This is a genomic window from Variovorax sp. GW458-11-26-14-LB1 (genome assembly GCF_059423965.1).
This window is the reverse complement of record NZ_JBWKYW010000048.1, coordinates 1-18,911: the sequence shown is the minus strand read 5'-3', so window position 1 is coordinate 18,911 and position 18,911 is coordinate 1. Positions and strand designations below refer to the sequence as shown.

20 protein-coding genes are annotated in these 18,911 nt (G+C 70.3%); 9 read left to right on the top strand and 11 right to left on the bottom strand.

Features of this window, described 5'->3' with window-relative positions; genetic code table 11:
- Positions 1 to 14: 14 nt before the first annotated feature.
- Positions 15 to 932, top strand: a complete 918-nt coding sequence (fdhD, locus tag AC07YS_RS25155; RefSeq protein WP_495269683.1) for a formate dehydrogenase accessory sulfurtransferase FdhD — start codon at positions 15 to 17, stop codon at positions 930 to 932.
- Here the strand turns inward: fdhD and mnmH are convergent.
- From mnmH to AC07YS_RS25130, 5 genes are read right to left on the bottom strand one after another with little or no spacing between them, the layout of a single operon-like run.
- Complete coding sequence (mnmH, locus tag AC07YS_RS25150; protein WP_495269684.1) at positions 857 to 1,936, bottom strand: tRNA 2-selenouridine(34) synthase MnmH; 1,080 nt, start codon at positions 1,934 to 1,936, stop codon at positions 857 to 859. The genes fdhD and mnmH overlap by 76 nt on opposite strands.
- Before the next feature lie 35 nt (positions 1,937 to 1,971).
- On the bottom strand, positions 1,972 to 2,769 hold the full coding sequence (gene phnE / locus AC07YS_RS25145; RefSeq protein ID WP_495269685.1) for a phosphonate ABC transporter, permease protein PhnE: 798 nt from the start codon (positions 2,767 to 2,769) through the stop codon (positions 1,972 to 1,974).
- A complete protein-coding gene (locus tag AC07YS_RS25140; protein ID WP_369644444.1) occupies positions 2,766 to 3,602 on the bottom strand; it encodes a PhnE/PtxC family ABC transporter permease in 837 nt (278 codons plus the stop codon). Before AC07YS_RS25140 ends, phnE begins: the two co-directional genes overlap by 4 nt.
- Complete coding sequence (locus tag AC07YS_RS25135; protein ID WP_495269686.1) at positions 3,599 to 4,423, bottom strand: phosphonate ABC transporter ATP-binding protein; 825 nt, start codon at positions 4,421 to 4,423, stop codon at positions 3,599 to 3,601. Before AC07YS_RS25135 ends, AC07YS_RS25140 begins: the two co-directional genes overlap by 4 nt.
- Before the next feature lie 13 nt (positions 4,424 to 4,436).
- Positions 4,437 to 5,300, bottom strand: a complete 864-nt coding sequence (locus AC07YS_RS25130; protein ID WP_062469048.1) for a putative selenate ABC transporter substrate-binding protein — start codon at positions 5,298 to 5,300, stop codon at positions 4,437 to 4,439.
- 111 nt (positions 5,301 to 5,411) lie between these two features.
- Between AC07YS_RS25130 and selD the strand changes: the two genes are divergently transcribed.
- From selD to AC07YS_RS25115, 3 genes are all read left to right on the top strand, one after another.
- Positions 5,412 to 6,491: a selenide, water dikinase SelD gene (gene selD, locus AC07YS_RS25125; protein ID WP_062469051.1), complete on the top strand. Its 1,080-nt coding sequence runs from the start codon at positions 5,412 to 5,414 to the stop codon at positions 6,489 to 6,491.
- Between the two features lie 157 nt (positions 6,492 to 6,648).
- Positions 6,649 to 9,165, top strand: a complete 2,517-nt coding sequence (locus AC07YS_RS25120; protein ID WP_070061491.1) for an ABC transporter permease — start codon at positions 6,649 to 6,651, stop codon at positions 9,163 to 9,165.
- Positions 9,166 to 9,271: 106 nt separating this feature from the next.
- A complete protein-coding gene (locus tag AC07YS_RS25115) occupies positions 9,272 to 10,738 on the top strand; it encodes an AAA family ATPase (RefSeq protein WP_495270332.1) in 1,467 nt (488 codons plus the stop codon).
- Positions 10,739 to 10,777: 39 nt separating this feature from the next.
- On the opposite strand, the gene AC07YS_RS25110 is transcribed toward AC07YS_RS25115, so the two are convergent.
- Genes AC07YS_RS25110 through AC07YS_RS25100 form a run of 3 tightly spaced genes read right to left on the bottom strand, consistent with a single transcriptional unit; the run spans position 10,778 to position 12,317 of the window.
- The gene (locus AC07YS_RS25110; protein ID WP_070061493.1) at positions 10,778 to 11,101 is read right to left on the bottom strand and encodes a type II toxin-antitoxin system RelE/ParE family toxin; all 324 of its coding nucleotides are present in this window, start codon (positions 11,099 to 11,101) and stop codon (positions 10,778 to 10,780) included.
- Positions 11,098 to 11,370 (bottom strand): type II toxin-antitoxin system Phd/YefM family antitoxin, encoded by a 273-nt coding sequence (locus AC07YS_RS25105; RefSeq protein ID WP_070061494.1) that lies wholly within the window; start codon positions 11,368 to 11,370, stop codon positions 11,098 to 11,100. The genes AC07YS_RS25110 and AC07YS_RS25105 overlap by 4 nt, the downstream gene beginning before the upstream one ends.
- Before the next feature lie 44 nt (positions 11,371 to 11,414).
- Positions 11,415 to 12,317, bottom strand: coding sequence for a LysR family transcriptional regulator (locus AC07YS_RS25100; protein WP_495270331.1), 903 nt, complete (start codon positions 12,315 to 12,317; stop codon positions 11,415 to 11,417).
- Positions 12,318 to 12,442: 125 nt separating this feature from the next.
- Here AC07YS_RS25100 and AC07YS_RS25095 point away from each other — a divergent pair, with 125 nt between their 5' ends.
- A complete protein-coding gene (locus tag AC07YS_RS25095; protein ID WP_495275736.1) occupies positions 12,443 to 13,969 on the top strand; it encodes an MFS transporter in 1,527 nt (508 codons plus the stop codon).
- 19 nt (positions 13,970 to 13,988) lie between these two features.
- Here AC07YS_RS25095 and AC07YS_RS25090 read toward each other — a convergent pair whose 3' ends face one another.
- A complete protein-coding gene (locus AC07YS_RS25090; RefSeq protein WP_495270351.1) occupies positions 13,989 to 14,888 on the bottom strand; it encodes a LysR family transcriptional regulator in 900 nt (299 codons plus the stop codon).
- Positions 14,889 to 15,013: 125 nt separating this feature from the next.
- Here AC07YS_RS25090 and AC07YS_RS25085 point away from each other — a divergent pair, with 125 nt between their 5' ends.
- From AC07YS_RS25085 to AC07YS_RS25070, 4 genes are read left to right on the top strand one after another with little or no spacing between them, the layout of a single operon-like run.
- Positions 15,014 to 15,772, top strand: a complete 759-nt coding sequence (locus tag AC07YS_RS25085; protein ID WP_159278121.1) for an SDR family oxidoreductase — start codon at positions 15,014 to 15,016, stop codon at positions 15,770 to 15,772.
- A gap of 36 nt (positions 15,773 to 15,808) precedes the next feature.
- On the top strand, positions 15,809 to 16,309 hold the full coding sequence (locus tag AC07YS_RS25080; protein ID WP_495270352.1) for a DUF1097 domain-containing protein: 501 nt from the start codon (positions 15,809 to 15,811) through the stop codon (positions 16,307 to 16,309).
- A 49-nt stretch (positions 16,310 to 16,358) separates the two neighbouring features.
- Positions 16,359 to 17,252, top strand: a complete 894-nt coding sequence (locus AC07YS_RS25075; RefSeq protein WP_495270353.1) for an SDR family NAD(P)-dependent oxidoreductase — start codon at positions 16,359 to 16,361, stop codon at positions 17,250 to 17,252.
- A gap of 51 nt (positions 17,253 to 17,303) precedes the next feature.
- The gene (locus AC07YS_RS25070; RefSeq protein WP_495270354.1) at positions 17,304 to 17,528 is read left to right on the top strand and encodes a SlyX family protein; all 225 of its coding nucleotides are present in this window, start codon (positions 17,304 to 17,306) and stop codon (positions 17,526 to 17,528) included.
- A gap of 10 nt (positions 17,529 to 17,538) precedes the next feature.
- On the opposite strand, the gene trhA is transcribed toward AC07YS_RS25070, so the two are convergent.
- Both trhA and AC07YS_RS25060 read right to left on the bottom strand, forming a co-directional pair.
- Positions 17,539 to 18,246, bottom strand: a complete 708-nt coding sequence (gene trhA, locus AC07YS_RS25065) for a PAQR family membrane homeostasis protein TrhA (RefSeq protein WP_370870083.1) — start codon at positions 18,244 to 18,246, stop codon at positions 17,539 to 17,541.
- Positions 18,247 to 18,309: 63 nt separating this feature from the next.
- On the bottom strand, positions 18,310 to 18,873 hold the full coding sequence (locus tag AC07YS_RS25060; RefSeq protein ID WP_159274905.1) for a response regulator transcription factor: 564 nt from the start codon (positions 18,871 to 18,873) through the stop codon (positions 18,310 to 18,312).
- Between the last annotated feature and the right edge of the window lie 38 nt (positions 18,874 to 18,911).

The window sequence follows — 18,911 nt, the reverse complement described above, 5'->3', positions numbered from 1 at the left end:
CAATGGCCGCGGCCATGGAAAACACCCCCGAACCCGACGCCCTGCCGCCCCTCGTGCGGCATGCCGTGCACGTCTTCGGCGAGCGCGGCCTCGCGCCCGAGGGCGTGGTGCGCGACGACACGCTGGCCGCCGAGGTGCCGGTGGCGCTGGTGTTCAACGGCGTCTCGCACGCGGTGATGATGGCCACGCCGCAAGACCTCGAGGCCTTCGCGCTGGGCTTTGCACTCAGCGAGGGCATCCTCGACAGCGCCGCCGATTGCCGCGGCATCGACGTGCGAACGGTCGAGGCCCTCGATGCGGGCCTGCCCGAAGGCATGCCCGGCATCGAGGTGCAGCTCGAAGTGTCCACGCGCAGCTTCGAACGCCTGAAGGACCGCCGTCGCAGCCTCGCGGGCCGCACCGGCTGCGGCGTGTGCGGCGTCGAAAGCTTCGCGGGGCTCGACCTGTCGCCGCAGCGCGTGCCGCCACGCGACTGGATCGAACGCATCGACCTGGCCACCGTGCTGCGCGCCTTCGCCGCCATGCCGCCGCGCCAGGTGCTCAATGCCGAAGCCGGCGCGATCCACGCGGCGGCCTGGGCCACGGTCGACGGCGAACTCACCGACCTCATGGAAGACGTCGGCCGCCACAACGCGCTCGACAAGCTGCTCGGCGCGCTGGCCCGTGCGAATCGGCTGCAGGAGCCCGGCTTCGTGCTGATGTCCAGCCGCGGCAGCCACGAGCTGGTGCGCAAGTGCGCGCGCCTGGGCATCGCGGCGATGGCGACCATCTCGGCGCCGACCGCGATGGGCGTGCGCATGGCCGAGCTCAGCGGCCTGCGGTTCTGGGGGCTGTGCCGCGCGCCGCGCGGCGTGCTCTACGCCGACGGGCTTGGTGCGACGGGTGGATTGGCGAGCAGCAGCACCGCGTCGGCCACGGCCTCGATGCCCTGATCCGAGAGGTCGGTCGCCCCCACGCGCTGGCGCCTGGCCCACGCGCGAAAGTGCGTCTCCTGCGACTTCTGGTAGTGCGGGTCGTAGTGCAACGACATGAGCTCGGCGAACAGATGCGGCAGGTCGGCCTCGTGCGCCCACTGCTGCCAGCGCGTCACCGTTTCCTTGCCCTGCAGTTCCTTGAGCACGCCCATCTTCTCGGCGAGCGCCGCGCGGTCGTCGCCCAGGTAGGCGTAGTCGCGCAGCAGGTAGGCCAGCCGCGCCTCGGGCGTGGCCTCCACCTCGATGCACGGCGCGGCGCGCATCTGCGCCACGAGCGACAGCGGCAGCGACAGCCGCCCGATGCGCACGCTCTCGCCCTCGACATACAGCGGGCGCGAGAGGTCGATGGCTTCGAGCACGGTCGCGATGCGCGTCTCGAAGTGCTTCTGCGAAGGCTGCGGCACGCCCGGCAGCGCGCCGAGCAGCGAGCCCTTGTGGTTGGCGAAGGCTTCCAGGTCGAGCACCTGTGCGCCGCGTTCGGCCAGCGCGTGCAGCACGCGCGTCTTGGCGCTGCCGGTGGCGCCGCAGACCACGCGCAGGTCGAGCTGCGGCGTCAGCGCGTCGAGCTGCGAGATCACGTGCCGGCGAAAGCTCTTGTAGCCGCCCGCGAGCTGCTGCGCGTCCCAGCCCACGAGCCGCAGCCAGGTGACCATCGAGCCGCTGCGCATGCCGCCGCGCCAGCAGTAGACCAGCGGCTTCCACTTCTCGGGCCGGTCGGCCAGCGTGTCGCGCAGGTGGGTCGCGATGTTGGCCGCCACCATGGCACCGCCGATGCGGCGCGCCTCGAAGGCGCCGGTCTGCACGTAGACCGTGCCGACGATGTGGCGCTCTTCGTCGTTGAGCACGGGGCAGTTGATGGCGCCGGGGATGTGGTCGAGCGCGAACTCGGCGGGCGAGCGGGCGTCGATGATCGAATCGAAGGCGTGGCGGTCCGCCACCCGGACGGGTTGGCGATGACTCATGGCTGAAGGGACCTCATGCCGCCATTGTCGGCCACTCAGGCGTAGGCGGGACCTAAGCCTTTTCGCAAGCGAGCACTCGCCAAGTCGACAAAGGTGACCAGCACGAACATCGCGATCAGCACCGTCATCGCCTGCTGCTGCTGGAAGATCGACAGGTGGAAGTACAGCAGCTGGCCCAGCCCGCCGCCGCCCACGAAGCCCAGCACGGCCGCCATGCGGATGTTCATTTCCCAGCGGTAGAGCGTGTAGGCCACCCACTGCGGCAGCACGATCGGCAGGCTGGCGTAGCTGAAGGCGGCGACCGGGCCCGCGCCCGAGAGCGTCAGCGCCTGCTCGGGCTCGCGCGGCGCGTTCTCCAGCGCTTCGGCGAAGAGGCGCCCGAGCACGCCGGTCGTGTGCAGCGACAGCGCCAGCGCGCCCGCGAACGGCCCGATGCCGGCGGCCAGCACCATCAGCGCGGCCCACACCAGCTCGGGCACGCTGCGCAGGAAGTTGAGCACGAAGCGCGCGCCGTGGCGCAGCGGCCCGCCGATGCGCCCCGACGCCGGCAGCGCGAGCACGGCGCCCGCCACGGCGGCCAGCACGGTGCCCAGTGCCGACACCGCGAGCGTCTGCAACGCGCCGTGGCCGACCTTGGCCAGGAACTCGGGCGACACGTCGGGCGGGAAGAACTCGGCGATGAACTTGCCCATGAGCCGGAGCGATTCGGCCGAGCCCAGCGCGCCGTAGTCGATGCCCAGGTAGACGAAGCTCGCGACCACGGCCGCGGCGATCAGCCCCACGGCGAGCCAGCAGCGCAGGCACAAAGGAGGGCGTGGCGGCAGCGTCGTCATGCCAGGAGCTTTCGCAGCGCGTTGCTCAGCATGTCGGCCAGCAGCACGAGCGCGAGGAACACCAGCAGGATGCTGCTGGCCTCGCCGCCGTTGAGCATCTTCATCGACTGGTCCATCAGCTGCCCGAGGCCGCCCGCGCCCACGAAGCCCATCACCACCGAGGCGCGCACCGCGCATTCCCAGCGGTACACGGTGTACGAGGCCAGCTCCTGTGCCGTGTGCGGCAGCAGGCCGTAGCACAGCGCCGCGAGCCGGCCGCTGCCGCTTTCGAGCAGGGCGCGCGCGGGGCGCGTGTCGGTCGATTCGAGGATCTCGGCGTAGACCTTGCCCAGCATGCCGCCGTAAGTGATGGCCAGCGCCAGCACGCCGGCCGCGGGGCCGAGCCCGAGCGCGCGAACGAACAGCAGCGCCCACACGATCTCGGGAATGGCGCGCAGCACCATCAGCAGCCAGCGCGCCGCCTGCCGGACGATGCCGGCCTGCACGCGGCCGGGGCCGGGCCCGATGCGCGAGATGGAGAGCGCGCGCGTGGTCACGAAGCCCAGCGGCGCGCCGATCAGCAGCGCCATGGCGGTGCCGGCCGTGGCCATGGCCAGGGTCTCGAGCGTGGCCTTGGCGAGCAGCGCGAGAAAGGCGGGCGAGCTGTCGGGCGGAAAGAAGCCCGCAAGAAAGCCGCCGATGACGGCGAGGTTGCCGCTGCCGAACAGCGCCCAGGGCTTGAATTCGGAGAGCGCGAGCATTGGCCACGCAACGGCCAGTGCCGCGAGCCAGCCGGCCAGGCGGCGGCCCGCGTGCGGATCGCGCAGGGCGGGGCGGGCGAGTGTCGCCGTCACGGGCAGTCCGGCCGGTGGAAGGCCGGCTCGGCGGTGCCGGCCACCGGTGCAACCGGCAGCGGGCCCTGCGTCGCCACGCCGCCTTCGCTCGCATAGAGCGCCTCAAGCAGCGCCGGCGTCACCTCGGCGGCCGGCAGGTCGAAGGCCACCTGACCGTCGCGCATGCCCACGATGCGCGGAAACCAGCGCAGTGCCAGGTCGACCGCGTGCAGCGACGCGACCAGCGTGGCGCCGGTCGATTCGCTCTGCGCCACCAGCTGGCCCACGGCCGCGTGCGCGAGCGTGGGGTCGAGCGCCGACACCGGCTCGTCCGCCAGCAGCAGTGCGGGGCGCTGGTACAGCACGCGGGCGATGCCCACGCGCTGCAGCTGGCCGCCCGAGAGGCGGTCGCAGCGGTCGAACAGCCGGTCTTCGAGCGCGAGCCGGGCCAGCGCCGCGTGCGCGCCCGCGATGTCGGACGGGTAGAACAGCGAACCCAGCGCGCGTGCCGTCGACCACTGGCCGAGCCGGCCCGCGAGCACGGCCGTGACCACGCGCAGGCGCGGCGCGATCGGCGGCGCCTGGTGCACGGTGCCGATGCGCGCGCGCAGCTGCTTGAGCGCACGGGCCGGCAGCCGCCACGGGTGTTGGCCCAACGCCTGCACCTGGCCTTCACCGGGCCGCAGCGCCGCGCCGAGCACGCGCAGCAGCGTGGTCTTGCCCGCGCCCGAGGGCCCGATGACGGCGATGCGCTCGCCGTCGCGCGCGGCCAGCGTCACCCCGGCCAGCGCGCGCTGGCCGTTGGGGTGCACCACGCCCGCGCTGTCGAGCGAAAAACTCATCCGCGCATTCCGCTCACTTGATGAGGCCGGCCGACTTGCCCGCCGTCTCGATGCCGTCGTAGTTCGACGACTTGGTGGGAATGAACTTGCTCGCGCGCTGCAGCGCCATGATCTCCTTGTGCGCCGGGTTGGCCGGGTCCAGCTTCAGGAAGGCGTCGGTCAGCTTCTTCGTCACGGCGGCGTCCAGGCCCGGGCGCACGGTCCAGTTGTAGTCGTAGTAGGTCGGCGTGGTGGCCAGCACGCGCACCTTGGCGGCGTTGGGGTTCTTGGCCTCGACCAGCTTGTCCCACACCGAGGCGTTGAGCACGCCCGCTTCGGCGCGCGAGGCGGCCACGAAGGCCACGGTGGCGTCGTGCGCGCCCGAGAACGCGACCGTCTTGAAGTCCTTCTCGGGGTTGATGCCGGCCTGCAGCAGGAAGTAGCGCGGCATCAGGCTGCCCGAGGTGGACGAGGGCGCGCCGAAGGCGAAGGTCTTGCCCTTCAGGTCGGCCAGGGTCTTGGCGGGGCTGTCGATCGGCACGATGAACTTGCTGGTGAACACCTCGTCTTCCGCGCGCTGCACGATCGGCACCGCGCCGCCGTTGGTGCGGATGCGCGCCTGCACGAAGGTGAAGCCGCCCAGCCACGCCAGGTCGATCTTGTTGGTCGCCAGGCCTTCGACCACGGCGGCGTAGTCGGTCACAGGCGTGAACTGCACGTCCATGCCGGTTTCCTTCTTCAGGTAGTCGCCCAGCGGCGTGAACTTGCGCTGCAGCTCGGTGGGCGCCTCGTCGGGAATGGCCGACACGCGCAGCACGCCCTGGGCGAAGGCGCCCACGGCGGTGAGGGACAGGGCCAGCGCGAGCGCGAGCCGGGACACGGTTTGTTTCGTTTGCATGGTGTGATGACGCGTTCAGTGGAAAAAGAAAAGGGTGTGTCGGGGCACTCGGGCAGACGGCGGTGCGGGCTTCGATAATCGCGGCTTGTTCCATTCGACCGACCCGCTGCCATGATCGAAGCCGCACCTTCCAAGCTCCTGAATCCGTTGGCGCCGCTGCGGCTCACCAGCTTCTCGCATGGGGGCGGCTGCGGCTGCAAGATCGCGCCGGGCGTGCTGTCGCAGATCCTCAAGAACCATGCGGGCGGGCTGATTCCGCCCGAGCTCATGGTCGGCATCGAGACCGCCGACGACGCGGCAGTCTACCGGCTCAACGACGAGCAGGCGCTGATCGCCACCACCGATTTCTTCATGCCCATCGTGGACGACCCCTACGAGTTCGGCCGCATCGCCGCGACCAACGCGATCAGCGACGTCTACGCGATGGGCGGGCGCCCGATCATGGCGCTGGCGCTGGTCGCCATGCCGATCAACCAGCTGCCGGTGGAAGTCATCGCCGAGATCGTGCGCGGCGGGCAGGACGTGTGCCGCGCGGCCGGCATTCCCATTGCGGGCGGCCACACCATCGATTCGGTCGAGCCGATCTACGGGCTGGTCGCGATGGGGCTGGTGCACCCCAAGCGCGTGCGGCGCAACGCCGACGCGCAGGCGGGCGACGTGCTGGTGCTGGGCAAGCCGCTGGGTGTGGGCGTGCTGTCGGCGGCGCTCAAGAAGCAGCAGCTGTCCGAGGCCGGCTACCGCCAGCTGATCGAGAACACGACCAAGCTCAACACGCCCGGCATCGCGCTGTCGGCACTCGACGGCGTGCATGCGCTGACCGACGTCACCGGCTTCGGCCTGGCCGGCCACGCGCTCGAACTCGCGCGCGGCGCGGGGCTCGCGGCGGTGGTCGAATGGTCGCGTGTGCCGCTGCTCGACAACGTGATCGCCATGGCCGGCGGCGGACTGGTCACCGGCGCGTCGGGCCGCAACTGGGCGGGCTACGGCGCCGACGTGCAGTTGCACGAAGGCCTGCCGGCCACCGCGCAGGCGCTCATGACCGATCCGCAGACCTCGGGCGGGCTGCTCGTGAGCTGCGCGCCCGAGGCGGTCGAGGCGGTGCTGGAGATCTTCCGCAACGAAGGCTTCGGGCAGGCGGCGGTCATCGGTCGCGTGGAAGCTGGCGCGCCGGGCCTCGTCGTGTTGCCCTGAGCCGGGGCGCCGCCGGGCGGGTGGGGTCGTCATCGACACGCGCTCCTTCGTTTTTTCGCATCGTGCGACAGGTCCGCGCAGCGGGCAACACCCCGCGGCCCTTTCCAATAACCCTTGAGTCCGCCGGTGCCGGTAGGCGTCGGCTATCGTTCGCGCCATGAACGCTTCCCTTCGCCTTGGCTGGCGCACGCTCTGGCGCGACCTGCGCGCCGGTGAGCTGCGCCTCTTGATCGTGGCCGTGGTGCTGGCCGTGGCCGCGCTCACGGCGGTCGGCTTCTTCGCCGACCGATTGCAGGGCGGGCTGCAGCGCGACGCGCGCCAGCTGCTGGGCGGCGACGCGGTGGTCGTGAGCGACAACCCGACGCCCGAAACTTTCATCGCACAGGCGAAGTCGCTGGGCCTTGCGGGCACCGGCACCTTCGGCTTTCCCACCATGGCGCGGGCCGAGGACGCCCAGGGCGGTGCCAGCAAGCTCGTGGCCCTGAAGGCCGTGACGCCGGGCTATCCGCTGCGCGGCAACCTGCAGACGGCCACCACGGCCGAGGGCGCGGGCACGGTGACGCGCGACGTGCCGGCGTCGGGCGAGGTCTGGGTCGATGCCTCGCTGCTCGACTCGCTGGGCCTGAAGGTCGGCGACACGCTGCTGCTGGGCGACACCGGCCTGCGCGTGGGCCGCGTGATCACGCTCGAGCCCGACCGGGGCGCGGGCTTCATGAGCTTTTCGCCGCGCGTGATGCTCAACCAGGCCGACGTGGCGCGCACCGGCCTCGTGCAGCCGGCCAGCCGCGTGGGCTACCGCTACGCCGTGGCGGGCGACGACGCCGCCGTGAAGCGCTTCACCGAATGGGCCGACGCCACCATCAAGAAGGGCGAGCTGCGCGGCGTGCGGCTCGACTCCTTCGAGGGCGGTCGGCCCGAGATGCGCCAGACGCTGGACCGCGCCGAGAAATTCCTGAGCCTCGTCGCGCTGCTCGCGGCGCTGCTGTCGGCCGTGGCCGTGGCGTTGGCCGCGCGCGGCTTCGCGGCCAGCCACCTGGACGACTGCGCCATGCTGCGCGTGCTGGGCCAGAGCCAGCGCACCATCGCCGCGGCCTACGCCTTCGAGTTCGCCGTGATCGGCACCGTGGCCAGCGCGATCGGCGTGGCCATCGGCTTTGCCGTCCACTACGTGTTCGTGCTGCTGCTGGCCGGGCTGGTCGAAACCGCCTTGCCCGCCGCCACGCTGTGGCCGGTGGCCTTCGGCCTGGGCATGGGGCTCACGCTGCTGTTCGCCTTCGGCCTGCCGCCGGTGCTGCAGCTGGCGCGCGTGCCGCCGCTGCGCGTGATCCGGCGCGACGTGGGTGGGCTCAAGCCTGCATCGCTCGCCGTGCTCGGCATCGGCGTGGCGGGCTTCGCGGCCTTGCTGATGGCGGCCAGCAGCGACCTCAAGCTGGGCCTCATTGCGGTCGGCGGCTTTGCCGGTGCCGTGGCCGTGTTCGCGCTGCTGAGCTGGCTCGCCGTGAAGGTGCTGCGCCGCAGCGTCAGCGAGACCACCGCGCCGCGCTGGCTGGTGCTGGCCACGCGGCAGATCTCGGCGCGCCCGGCCTACGCCGTGGTGCAGGTCAGCGCGCTGGCCGTGGGCCTGCTGGCGCTGGTGCTGCTCGTGCTGCTGCGCACCGACCTCGTGGCGAGCTGGCGCAAGGCCACGCCGCCCGATGCGCCCAACCGCTTCGTCATCAACGTGATGCCCGAGCAGAGCGAGGCGTTCCAGAAGACGCTGCGCGACGCGGGCGTCGCCAAGTTCGACTGGTACCCGATGATCCGCGGCCGGCTGGTGGCGATCAACGACAAGCCCGTGACACCCGACGACTACACCGAGGACCGCGCCAAGCGCCTGGTGGACCGCGAGTTCAACCTGAGCAACAGCACCGAGGCGCCCGCGCACAACAGCGTCACCGCCGGCGCCTGGACGCCCGAGGCGAAGAACGAGGTGAGCGTGGAAGAAGGCCTGGCCGAGACGCTGGGCCTGAAGCTGGGCGACACCCTGCGCTTCGACATCGGCGGCATGCAGAACGACGCGCGCATCACCTCGCTGCGCAAGGTCGACTGGGGCTCGCTGCACGCCAACTTCTTCGTGATGTACACCGTGGCCTCGCTGGCCGATGTGCCCGTGACCTACATGGGCGCCTTCCGCGCGCCCGAGACGCGCGGCTTCGACAACGCGCTGGTGCGCAGCTTCCCCAACGTGACCAACGTCGACATGAGCGCCACCATCAACCAGGTGCAGCGCGTGCTCGACCAGGTGGTGCGCGCGGTCGAGTTTTTGTTCGGCTTCACGCTGGCGGCCGGGCTGGTGGTGCTGTTCGCCGCCGTGACCGCCACGCGCGAGGAGCGTGCGCGCGAGTTCGCCGTGATGCGCGCGGTGGGCGCACGCGCCAGTCTGCTGCGGCAGGTGCAGCGCGCCGAGCTGGTGGGCGTGGGCCTGCTGGCGGGCTTCCTGGCGAGCATCGTGGCCTCGGTGATCGGCTGGGGGCTGGCGCGCTACGTCTTCGAGTTCACCTGGACCGCCTCGCCGCTCGTGCCGGTGGCGGGCGCGCTGGCCGGCGCGGTGCTCGCGCTGGCGGCGGGGTGGTGGGGCCTGCGCGATGTGCTGCGCCGGCCGGTGGTCGACACGCTGCGCCGCGCGGCCGAGTAGGGCACGGCAGGCCCGTACAGTTTTTTTCTTCCGCGATCGGCAGGACGGGGCCGGGGATGCAATACATTCCCCGGCCCCGTATTCAATTCAGAAGAGAAATTCCTGCATGCGCTTGGCGTCATTCCAGATCACCAACTATCGCTCGATCCACGACAGCGGCTCCATCGATTCCTCCCAGATCACAGCGATCCTCGGCCGAAATGACAGCGGCAAGTCGAACCTGCTGCGCGCGTTGCACAGCCTGAACCCGACCGACGGGCTCACGGCACTCAGCCCCATCAAGGACTTTCCGCGGCACCGCCGCCTGGACGAATGCACCGACGACACCCCGGTGGTGCACACGCGCTGGGACCTGGACGCCTCCGAACAGCTGGCGCTCGCCGCCATCCTGCCGCGCGCGGCAGGCGTGCGCCAGGTCACGGCCGGCCGCGGCTACGGCGCCACGCGCACGACCGGCTTCGAGGGCCTGGGCCCGCTGTCGATCGACGTGAGCGACATCAAGGCCAAGGTGCGCAAGATCGTGCCCGCCGTGAAGGCCGCGGCCGAGAAGGTCGCCGACGAGCTGAAGGCGCCGCTCGAACAGGAGGCCGACGCCTTCGACGCCGCGATGATCCCGAGCCCCGATTTCGTCAAGTGGTCGGCCGGCGCGCTGCTGGCACTGCAGGCGTTGCGCCAGGCGCTGGCCACGGCCGGCGCCGAGATCGCCGACAAGCAGGCGCAGATGCTGACCGAGCTCGAGGAGCTGGCACGCACGATCGACAACGACCAGCCCGCGCTGGCCCGCGCCCGCGCCTGGGTGCTGGAGAAACTGCCGCGCTTCATCTACGTCGAGGACTACGCCTCGCTGCCCGGCCGCCAGAACATCGCCGAGTACCTCACGCGCAAGGGCTGGGGCGAGCGCACGGCGGGCGAGCGCAATTTCGAGAAGCTGTGCCAGGTGGCGGGGCTCGATCCGCAGCAACTGCAGGACCTGCTGGCGAAGAACGACCTGGCGACGCGCAATCAGTTGGTGAACCGGGCGGGCTCGGTCGTCACGTCGGAAATCCGCCGCGTGTGGAAGGACCGCGAACTCAAGGTCCGCTTCAACCTCGACGGGCAGCACCTGGAGACGCTGGTGTCCGACCCCAACGCCGCCTACGAGGTGGAAGTGAACCTCGACGAACGCAGCCGCGGCTTCCAGTGGTTCTTCTCGTTCTACGTCGCGTTCTTCGCGGACACGAAGGGCGTGGCCGATGCGATCCTGCTGCTGGACGAGCCCGGCCTGCACCTGCACGCGCATTCGCAGGCCGATCTGCTGGCGCATCTGGAGCACGACTTCGCCAACCAGATCCTCTACACGACGCACTCGCCGTTCATGGTGCCGACCCACCGGCTCGACGCGGTGCGCACGGCCCGCATGAGCGAGGCCGCCGGCACGACGGTGAGCAACAAGGCCGAGGGCGATGTGCGCACGCTGTATCCGTTGCAGGTGGCGCTGGCGCTGAGCCAGGCGAAGCCCGTGGCGCCTGTCGAGGCACCCGCCGTGACTGTCGGCGAACAGGCGGAGCGTCAGCTGGTGGAAGCGGCGGCGTAGGCGTACGCCGGACGTCTCAGGCCGCGTACTGCATCGGGCTCACACGGCGCCCACGAGGCGCCGCATGAGCAGGCCCTTCAGGTCCCTGCGCGTGTCGCAGACGACGTGGATGTAGGCGGTGTCCAGTCGCACCTCGTAGATGATGCGGTTCATGCCCGAGATGACCTGCCGGTACTGGGCCGCGTTCAGGTCTTCCAGTTCCTCGGGAATCCGGCCTGCCTGGGGATGGGCTGCGATCATCGCGACGGATTGCTTGATCTTGGCGTAGCTCGCCGCCCAGGTGTCCGCGCCGAAGTTCTTGAGCAGGTAGCGCCTCAGGTCCTTCAGGTCGGCTTCGGCGGACCGCAGGAACACCACCTTCATGGGGCGTCTTCTTGGTCCAGATCGGCGAACACATCGTCCGCGGACCGGAATTGGCCTTGTTCGATTTCGCGGTTGCCGAGTGCCAGCACTTTCAGCAACGCGAGGGTCGCTTCCTGCTCTTCGAAGGAGCGGACATCCATCACCACGAGCTTGGCTTCGCCGTTCTGTGTGATGACCAGAGGCTCGCGGGTGTCCGAGAGGGTCTTCACGATGTCCGCGGCATGGCTCTTGAGATAGCTGATGGGTTTGACCTGCGTTGAGAAGTTCATGGGGTTCACCTGCGGTTGTCGATCGGACCGATTATGGTCTGAATTCAGTCTTTCGATGTTTCCGAGCCATCGTCCCTGAACATGTGTTCGCTCGCGAAGTCGACAAACGCCCGCACCTTCGGCGACAGCTGCCGGCTCGACGGCCACAGCGCCGAGAACTGCCCCTGCCGCACGAGGTGCGCGGCGAGCACGCGCTGCAGTTCACCACGGCGCAGCGCGTCGCGCGCCAGGAAGTCGGGCATGTACGCAATGCCCAGGCCCGCGACGGCGGCGCCCAGCATGGCTTCCATGTTGTTGCAGACCAGGCCCGGCGGCAGCTGGGGCGGCAGGCCGGGCAGGTCCCAGTCCTCGATCTTTCCGCCGGTCACGAACTTGTAGCGCAGGCAGCTGTGACGGGCGAGGTCGGCCGGCACTTGCGGCACGCCGTGTTGCGCCAGGTAGGCCGGCGAGGCGGCGAGCACGAAGCTGAACGGGCCGAGCCGGCGCGCCACGAGCTGTGAGTCGACCAGCTCGCCGCTGCGGATGGCCACGTCGACACCCTCGGCCACCACGTCGACCAGCCGGTCGTTGAAGTCGAGGTCGAGTTCGATCTCGGGGAAGCGCGCCTTGAACGCCGGCAGGATCGGCAGCAGAAAGCGGTAGCCGATGGTCGGCAGGCTCACGCGCAGGCAGCCGCGCGGCGTGGCGACGGCGTCCTGCAGCATGGCGCGCGCATCGCCGAGCTCGTCGAGGATGCGGCGGCAGCGCTCGTGGAACATCGCGCCCTCGGCCGTGAGCCGCACCTGCCGCGTGGTGCGGTGGAACAGCCGCACGCCCATCTGCGCCTCCAGCCGCGCGACGTTCTTGCCCACGGCCGAGGCCGAGATGCCCAGGTCGCGGCCTGCCCGCGCAAAGCTCTGCAGGTCGGCCGCCCGCACGAAGGATTCGAGTCCGCTGAAGCTGTCCATGGGCTTGATTGGCAACCTGGGGTTGGCAGTGTGAGGAGCTGAGGGCCCATTTTCGTTTCATTGAATCCTTTTTATCTTCGCTTCACGCATTCCCCTTTTCCTTCTCCCGCGTGAAAGCCCTCCCGATGTCCTCCCCCGATTCCAACAAGGCCTGGCTGCTCGCCGCCGTCTGTCTGGCCGCGCTCGGCATGCCGCTGAGCTTCACCGGCCCGGCCGTGGTGCTGCCCGCGATCCGCGACGCGCTGGGCGGCACGCCGGTGCAGCTCAACTGGGTCACCAACGCCTTCATGCTGAGCTTCGGCGCCACGCTGATGGCGGCCGGCGCGCTGGCCGATGCGTACGGGCGCAAGCGCGTCTTCCTGCTGGGCCTGGCGGTGGTGGCGCTGAGCAGCGCGCTGTTGACGCTGGCGCCGGGCATCGTCGCCTTCGACCTCGCGCGTGTCGTGCAGGGGCTGGGTTCGGCGGCGGCCTTCGCGGCCGGCACGGCGGCGCTGGCGCAGGTGTTCGACGGGCCGGCGCGGCTGCGGGCGTTCAGCCTCATCGGCACCTCGTTCGGCGTGGGGCTGTCGTGCGGATCGATCCTCTCGGGCTGGCTGGCCGACACCGTCGGCTGGCACGCCGTGATGCTGAGCCCCGGCGCCGTGAGCCTCGTTGCGCTGGGCCTGGCCGCGCCGCGCATGCACGAGTCGCGCAACCCGCAGGCGATGGGGCTGGACGTGCCGGGCACGCTCAGCTTCACGGCCGCGCTGAGCCTGCTCACGCTGGGCGTGCTGCAGGCGCCCGACAGCGGCTGGGGCAGCCCGTGGGTGCTCGCGGCGCTGGCCGGCGCGCTGGCCATGGGCGCGGCCTTCATCGCCATCGAGCGGCGCGCTGCGCATCCGATGCTCGACCTGTCGCTGTTCCGTTTTCCGCGCTTCGTCGGCGTGCAGCTGCTGGCCGCGGCGCCGGCCTACGGCTTTGTCGTGCTGCTGGTGCTGCTGCCGATCCGCTTCATCGGGCTCGAAGGGCGCAGCGCGCTGGAGGCGGGCGGCTTCATGTTCGCGTTGTCGGGGCCGATCCTCGTGGTGCCGACGCTGGCGGCGTGGCTCGCGCACCGGTTCTCTGCAGGCGTGATCTCGGCCGCGGGATTGTTGGTGTGCGCAGCGGGGCTCGTGTGGCTCAGCCGCTGTGCACCGGGCACGCCCTTGCACGGCCTCGTGGGCCCGCTGCTCTTGATCGGCGCGGGCATCGGCCTGCCCTGGGGGCTGATGGACGGCCTGGCCGTGAGCGTGGTGCCACGCGAGCGGGCGGGCATGGCATCGGGGATCTTCAACACGGTGCGGGTCGCGGGGGAGGGCATTGCGCTGGCGCTGGTGGGGGCGGGGCTCACGGCCCTCGTGGCGTTGCAGCTGACGGCGTCATCGTCGCCTTCGTCCGTGGCGGTTTCGCAGGCGGCGCAGCGCGTGGCGACGGGCGACCTGGCGCAAGCGCTGGCCTTGCTGCCGGGCATGGACCGCGCGGGGCTGCTGCATGCGTATGGCGCCGCGTTCGGGACGCTGCTGTGCGTGCTGGCCGGGGTGACTGTGTTGACAGCGGTGGTGGTGTTTGCATTCCTGCGCGGGGAGATGCCGTCGCATCACCCGGAGGCGACGTTGGAGTGCCCGGTTTCCTGAAGCATGTCGGGCGCGGTGCTCAGCCCTGCGCGGTGTCTTCTGCGAAGAGACCGCGCAGCCACTGCGTGAACACCCGCACCCGCGATGACAGCTGCCGGTTCTGCGGATACAGCACCGAGACCGGCATCGGCGGCGGCGCGAAGCCCGGCAGCACCGCCTGCAGGCGCCCGTCCGCCAGCTCGGCCGCCACGCGGTAGCGCGGCACCTGCACCAGCCCGAGGCCCATGACGGCAGCGCCCGTGTACAGGTCGGCGCCTGTGACCGACACGGTGGCGGCCAGTTGCACGGGGCGCACCTGACCGTCGACCGTGAACTCGAGCGGCAGCGCCTTGCCCGTGCTGCTCGACACGTAGTGCACCGCGCGGTGCGAAGCCAGCGCGGCCAGGTCGACGGGCTCGCCGTGCGCCGCAAGGTAGCCGGGGCTCGCCACCGTCACCTGCGGCAGCAGCGCCACGCGCTGCGCGACCAGCGAGGAGTCCTGCAGCGGGCCGGCGCGCAGCACGCAGTCGACGCCTTCGCGCACCAGGTCGACCAGCCGGTCGTCTTCGCCGATGTGCAGCTGCAGGCCCGGATGGCGGGCGAGGAAGGCGGGCAGCGCCGGCACCACGAAGTGCCGCGCCAGCGTGCCCTGCAGGCTCACGCGCAGCAGGCCCTGGGGCGCCGCATGGGTGAACGCGCCCTCGGCCTCTTCCACGTCCGCCAGCAGCCGCACGCAGCGCTGGTAGTGGGCCTCGCCGTCCTGCGTGAGGCGCACCGTGCGCGTGGTGCGCTCGAGCAGCCGGGCGCCCAGGCGCGATTCGAGCCGCTGGATCAGCGTGGTGAGGGTGGCGCGCGGAATCTGCAGGTCGTCCGAGGCCTGCGTGAAGCTCTGACGCTCGGCGATGCGCACAAAGGCCTGCATTTCCTGGAAGCGGTCCATGGGGTCGCCCTTCGCGCCTATTGTTTAAGTAAATGGAATTTTATTGACGAATGGGTGCTGATTATCTTTTGGGTGGAATGGCCGACCATTCGCTTCATCCACTCACCACCCCAAGGAATCGCGCCATGAACACCACCGCCACTTCTGCTTCGCTGCCCACCCGCGTCGCCCTCGTCACCGGCGCCTCGCGCGGCATCGGCGCCGCCATCGCCCGCCGGCTCGCCGCCGACGGGTTCGCCATTGCCGTCAACTACGCTGCAGGCGCTGCGCCGGCCGAAGCGCTGGTCGCCGAACTGAAGGCTACCGGCGCCCGCGCCCTCGCGGTGCAGGCCGACGTGGCGAACGCCGACGCGGTGCGCGCGATGTTCGACACCGTCGAAGCGCAGCTCGGCCCGGTCGACGTGCTGGTCAACAACGCCGGCGTGCTCCAGACCGCGCCGCTGGCCGCGCACAGCGACGCGCTGTACGACCACACCTTCGACATCAACGTGCGCGGCACCTTCAACACCCTGCGCGAGGCCGCGACCCGGCTCGCCGAGGGCGGGCGCATCGTCAACTTCTCGAGCACCACGCTCGCGCTGCACATGCCGGGCTACGCGATCTACAACGCCACCAAGGCGGCGGTCGAGGCCTTCACGCACGTCTTCGCCAAGGAGCTGCGCGGCCGACGCATCACGGTGAACGCCGTGGCGCCGGGCCCGGTCGCGACCTCGCTGTTCCTGGACGGCAAGACCGACGAGCAGATCCAGGCCTTCGCCCAGATGCCACCGCTGCAGCGCCTGGGCCAGCCGGAAGACATCGCCTCGGTGGTGTCGTTCCTGGCGGGGCCGGATGCGGGATGGGTCAACGGGCAGGTGCTGCGGGCCAACGGCGGCGTGGCCTGACCAGTGGCTTCCCACGACATCCACGGAGCACGCACCATGCATCCGCCTTCACCCCGCGCGGCCACCCCGCGCTTCTTCAGCCTCGCCTACACGGCGTTCACGGCCGCCGCGGCCGTGGTGGCCGCTGTCGCCTCGGCGATGGCGCTCGTGCTCGAACTGCCCGTGTGGGCAATGTTCGTCGGCTGGGTGGCGTTCTACACCCGCGGCGCGACCGCACGCGACGGCGTGTTCAACCTCGTCTGCGTGAGCCTGGGCCTGCTGATCGGCAAGGGCGCGGCCCTGGCCATCGCCGCGCTGGCCCCGATCGCGGGCGCCGCGGCGCTGCCGGTGGTGGTGCTGTTCGTGGCGCTTCTCGTGGTGTCGATGCGCAGCGTGCCGCGACTGAACAACCTGCTGTGCTACTTCCTCGGGCTGATCGCGTTCTTCGCGGTCCACCAGCCCCCTTCGCTGTCGCTGTTCGCCACGCTGGCCGGCGCGGCGGCACTCGGATCGATGGCGGCGTGGGTGGCGCACCTGCTGCAGCGCCGCGTGCACTGACCCCGGACTTTCCTTTCTTCCCTCTCACCTTCATTCAAGGGGTTCCCTCATGCAATCCGTCATCCTCGTCACTGGCGCCGGCTCCGGCATCGGCAAGCTCAGCGCGCGGGCGCTCGCCGAAGCGGGCCACATCGTCTATGCCTCCATGCGCGACATCGCAGGCCGCAACAAGGCGCGCGCGGCCGAGCTGCGTGCCCTGGCCGCGGCCCAGGGGCTTCAGCTGCATCCGATCGAACTCGATGTGCTGTCGCAGGCCTCCGCCGAAGCCGCCGCGGCGACCATCGTCCAGGCGCAGGGCCGCCTCGATGTGGTGATGCAGAACGCGGGCCATCTCGTGGTCGGGCCGACCGAGGCCTTCACGCCGGAAGACATCGCCCAGGTGTTCGACACCAACGTGCTCGGCGCCCAGCGCGTGAACCGCGCGGTGCTGCCGTACCTGCGCCAGCAGGAGTCGGGGCTGATGCTGTGGATCAGCAGCACGACCACCAAGGGCGGCTTTCCTCCGTTCATGGGCCCGTACGGCGCGGCCAAGGCGGCCATGGATTCGCTGGCCGTGACGCTGGCCTACGAGATCGCGCGCTTCGGCATCGAGACCTCGATCGTCGTGCCGGGCGCGTTCACCCGGGGCACCGATCACTTTCCGAGTGCGGGCAAGCCCTCCGATGCGGCCATTGCCGCCGCCTACAGCCGCTACGACGGCGTGATGGACCGCATCGGCGAGCGCCTGTCCGCGCTCACACCCGAGCATGCCGATCCGCAGGCCGTGGCCGACGACATCGTGCGCATCGTGGGCCTGCCGGCCGGCACGCGGCCGATGCGTTCGCTGATCGACTTCGTGGGCGACGGTGCGGCCGAGGTCTTCGAGGTGTCGGAGCGCGTGCGCATCGACTTCGCCCGGCGCATCGGCATGGGCGACCTGCTCGAGGCGAAGGTCCGGCGCTGATCGGGGCGCAGTGTCAACAAGAAGCGGTGGATCTTCCTGTCCAATAGCGGCATGGAACATTCACCGAACGACGTGACAGAGCGCCTGAACGACCTCGAGATCAAGTCGAGCTATGCCGAAGACCTGCTCGAGCAGCTGAACATGACGATCTACCGGCAACAGCAGCAGATCGACAACCTGATCCTGCAGGTCGCGCAGCTGCGGCTGCAAAGCCAGAACGCAGGGCAGGACGGGGGCGCGCGCAACCTGCGCGACGAGCTCCCGCCTCACTACTGAGGAAGATCGGTCAGCCGTGCGCGTGCCACAGCACGGCGAAGAAGTGGCAGGTGCTGCCGGCCAGCACGAACAGGTGCCACACCGAGTGCGCGTAGCGCACCTTGTTGTCGAACAGGAACACCACGGCCCCGGCCGTGTAGAACAGCCCGCCGGCCACCAGCCAGGCCAGCCCCGCCGATGACATGCGCTCGTACAGCGGCACCGCCGCCATCAGTGCCATCCAGCCCATCGCCACGTACAGGCCGGTGGACCACAGCGGGTGCTGCAGGCGGTTGAACAGCTTGGCGCTCACGCCCAGCACGGCGGCGGCGGTGATGGCGCCGAACAGCGTCCAGCCCCAGGGCCCGCGCAGCACGCCGAACAGAAAGGGCATGTAGCTGCCCGCAATGAACAGGTAGATGGCCGCGTGGTCGAGCCGGTTGAACCAGGCCTTGGCGCGGCCGATCGGCAGCGCGTGGTACAGCGTGGAGATCAGGTACAGCACGATGGCCGTGCCCGCGAAGAGCGAGGCGCCCACCACGGCCGCGGCCTGGCCCTTCTGGGCGGCGCTATAGACCAGGATCGGCAGCGAGGCGATCGCCAGCAACAGGCCCAGGCCGTGGCTCAGGGCGTTGAAGAGCTCTTCCATCGCGGTCTGGTCGCGCGCGGCGGACGCCTGCTTTTTCTGCAGATCGGTGGAACGGGCGGGCTGCAGCTGCAGCGGCGGGCTATTCGTCATCAGGAACAGAGCCTCCGGGATCGGTGTTGGTTCCGCAAGAATTCGCGAAACCGGCAGATCATGTTACTTGACCTGCTGTTTGCCGAGTTTGCGTGCCAATGTGCGCCGATGCATGCCGAGCCGGCGCGCCGTTTCCGAAATGTTGAAGCCGGTCTCGGCCAGCATTTCGTGGATGCGCTCCCACTCCAGCGTCTTGATCGAGGTGGAGCGGTTGGTCAGCTCGACCTCGGTGGTGCCGGCGGCGCGGCCGAAGGCGGCCTCGATGTCGTCGGTGTTCGAGGGCTTGGCCAGGTAGTGGCAGGCGCCGAGCTTGATGGCCTCGACGGCGGTGGCGATGCTCGCGAAGCCGGTGAGCACCACGATCAGCATCTCCGCATCGTGCCGGTGCAGCATCTGCACGCAGGCCAGGCCCGAGGCCTCGCCGTTGAGCTTGAGGTCGACCACGGCGTAGCCGGGCGAGGGGCCGTCGCCTTCCTCGAGCAGCGCTTCCACCTCCTCGAGGTTGCGCGCATGCAGCACGACGTAGCCGCGCCGCTCGAACGAGCGCGCGAGCGTGCGCGCGAAGGCCTCGTCGTCCTCGACGATGAGCAGCTGGCGGACCTCGGCGGTGTCGGGTGTGTGGGTCATGGGCTGCTCGGGGCTTGGGGGGCGGCGGTGTCCGCGAG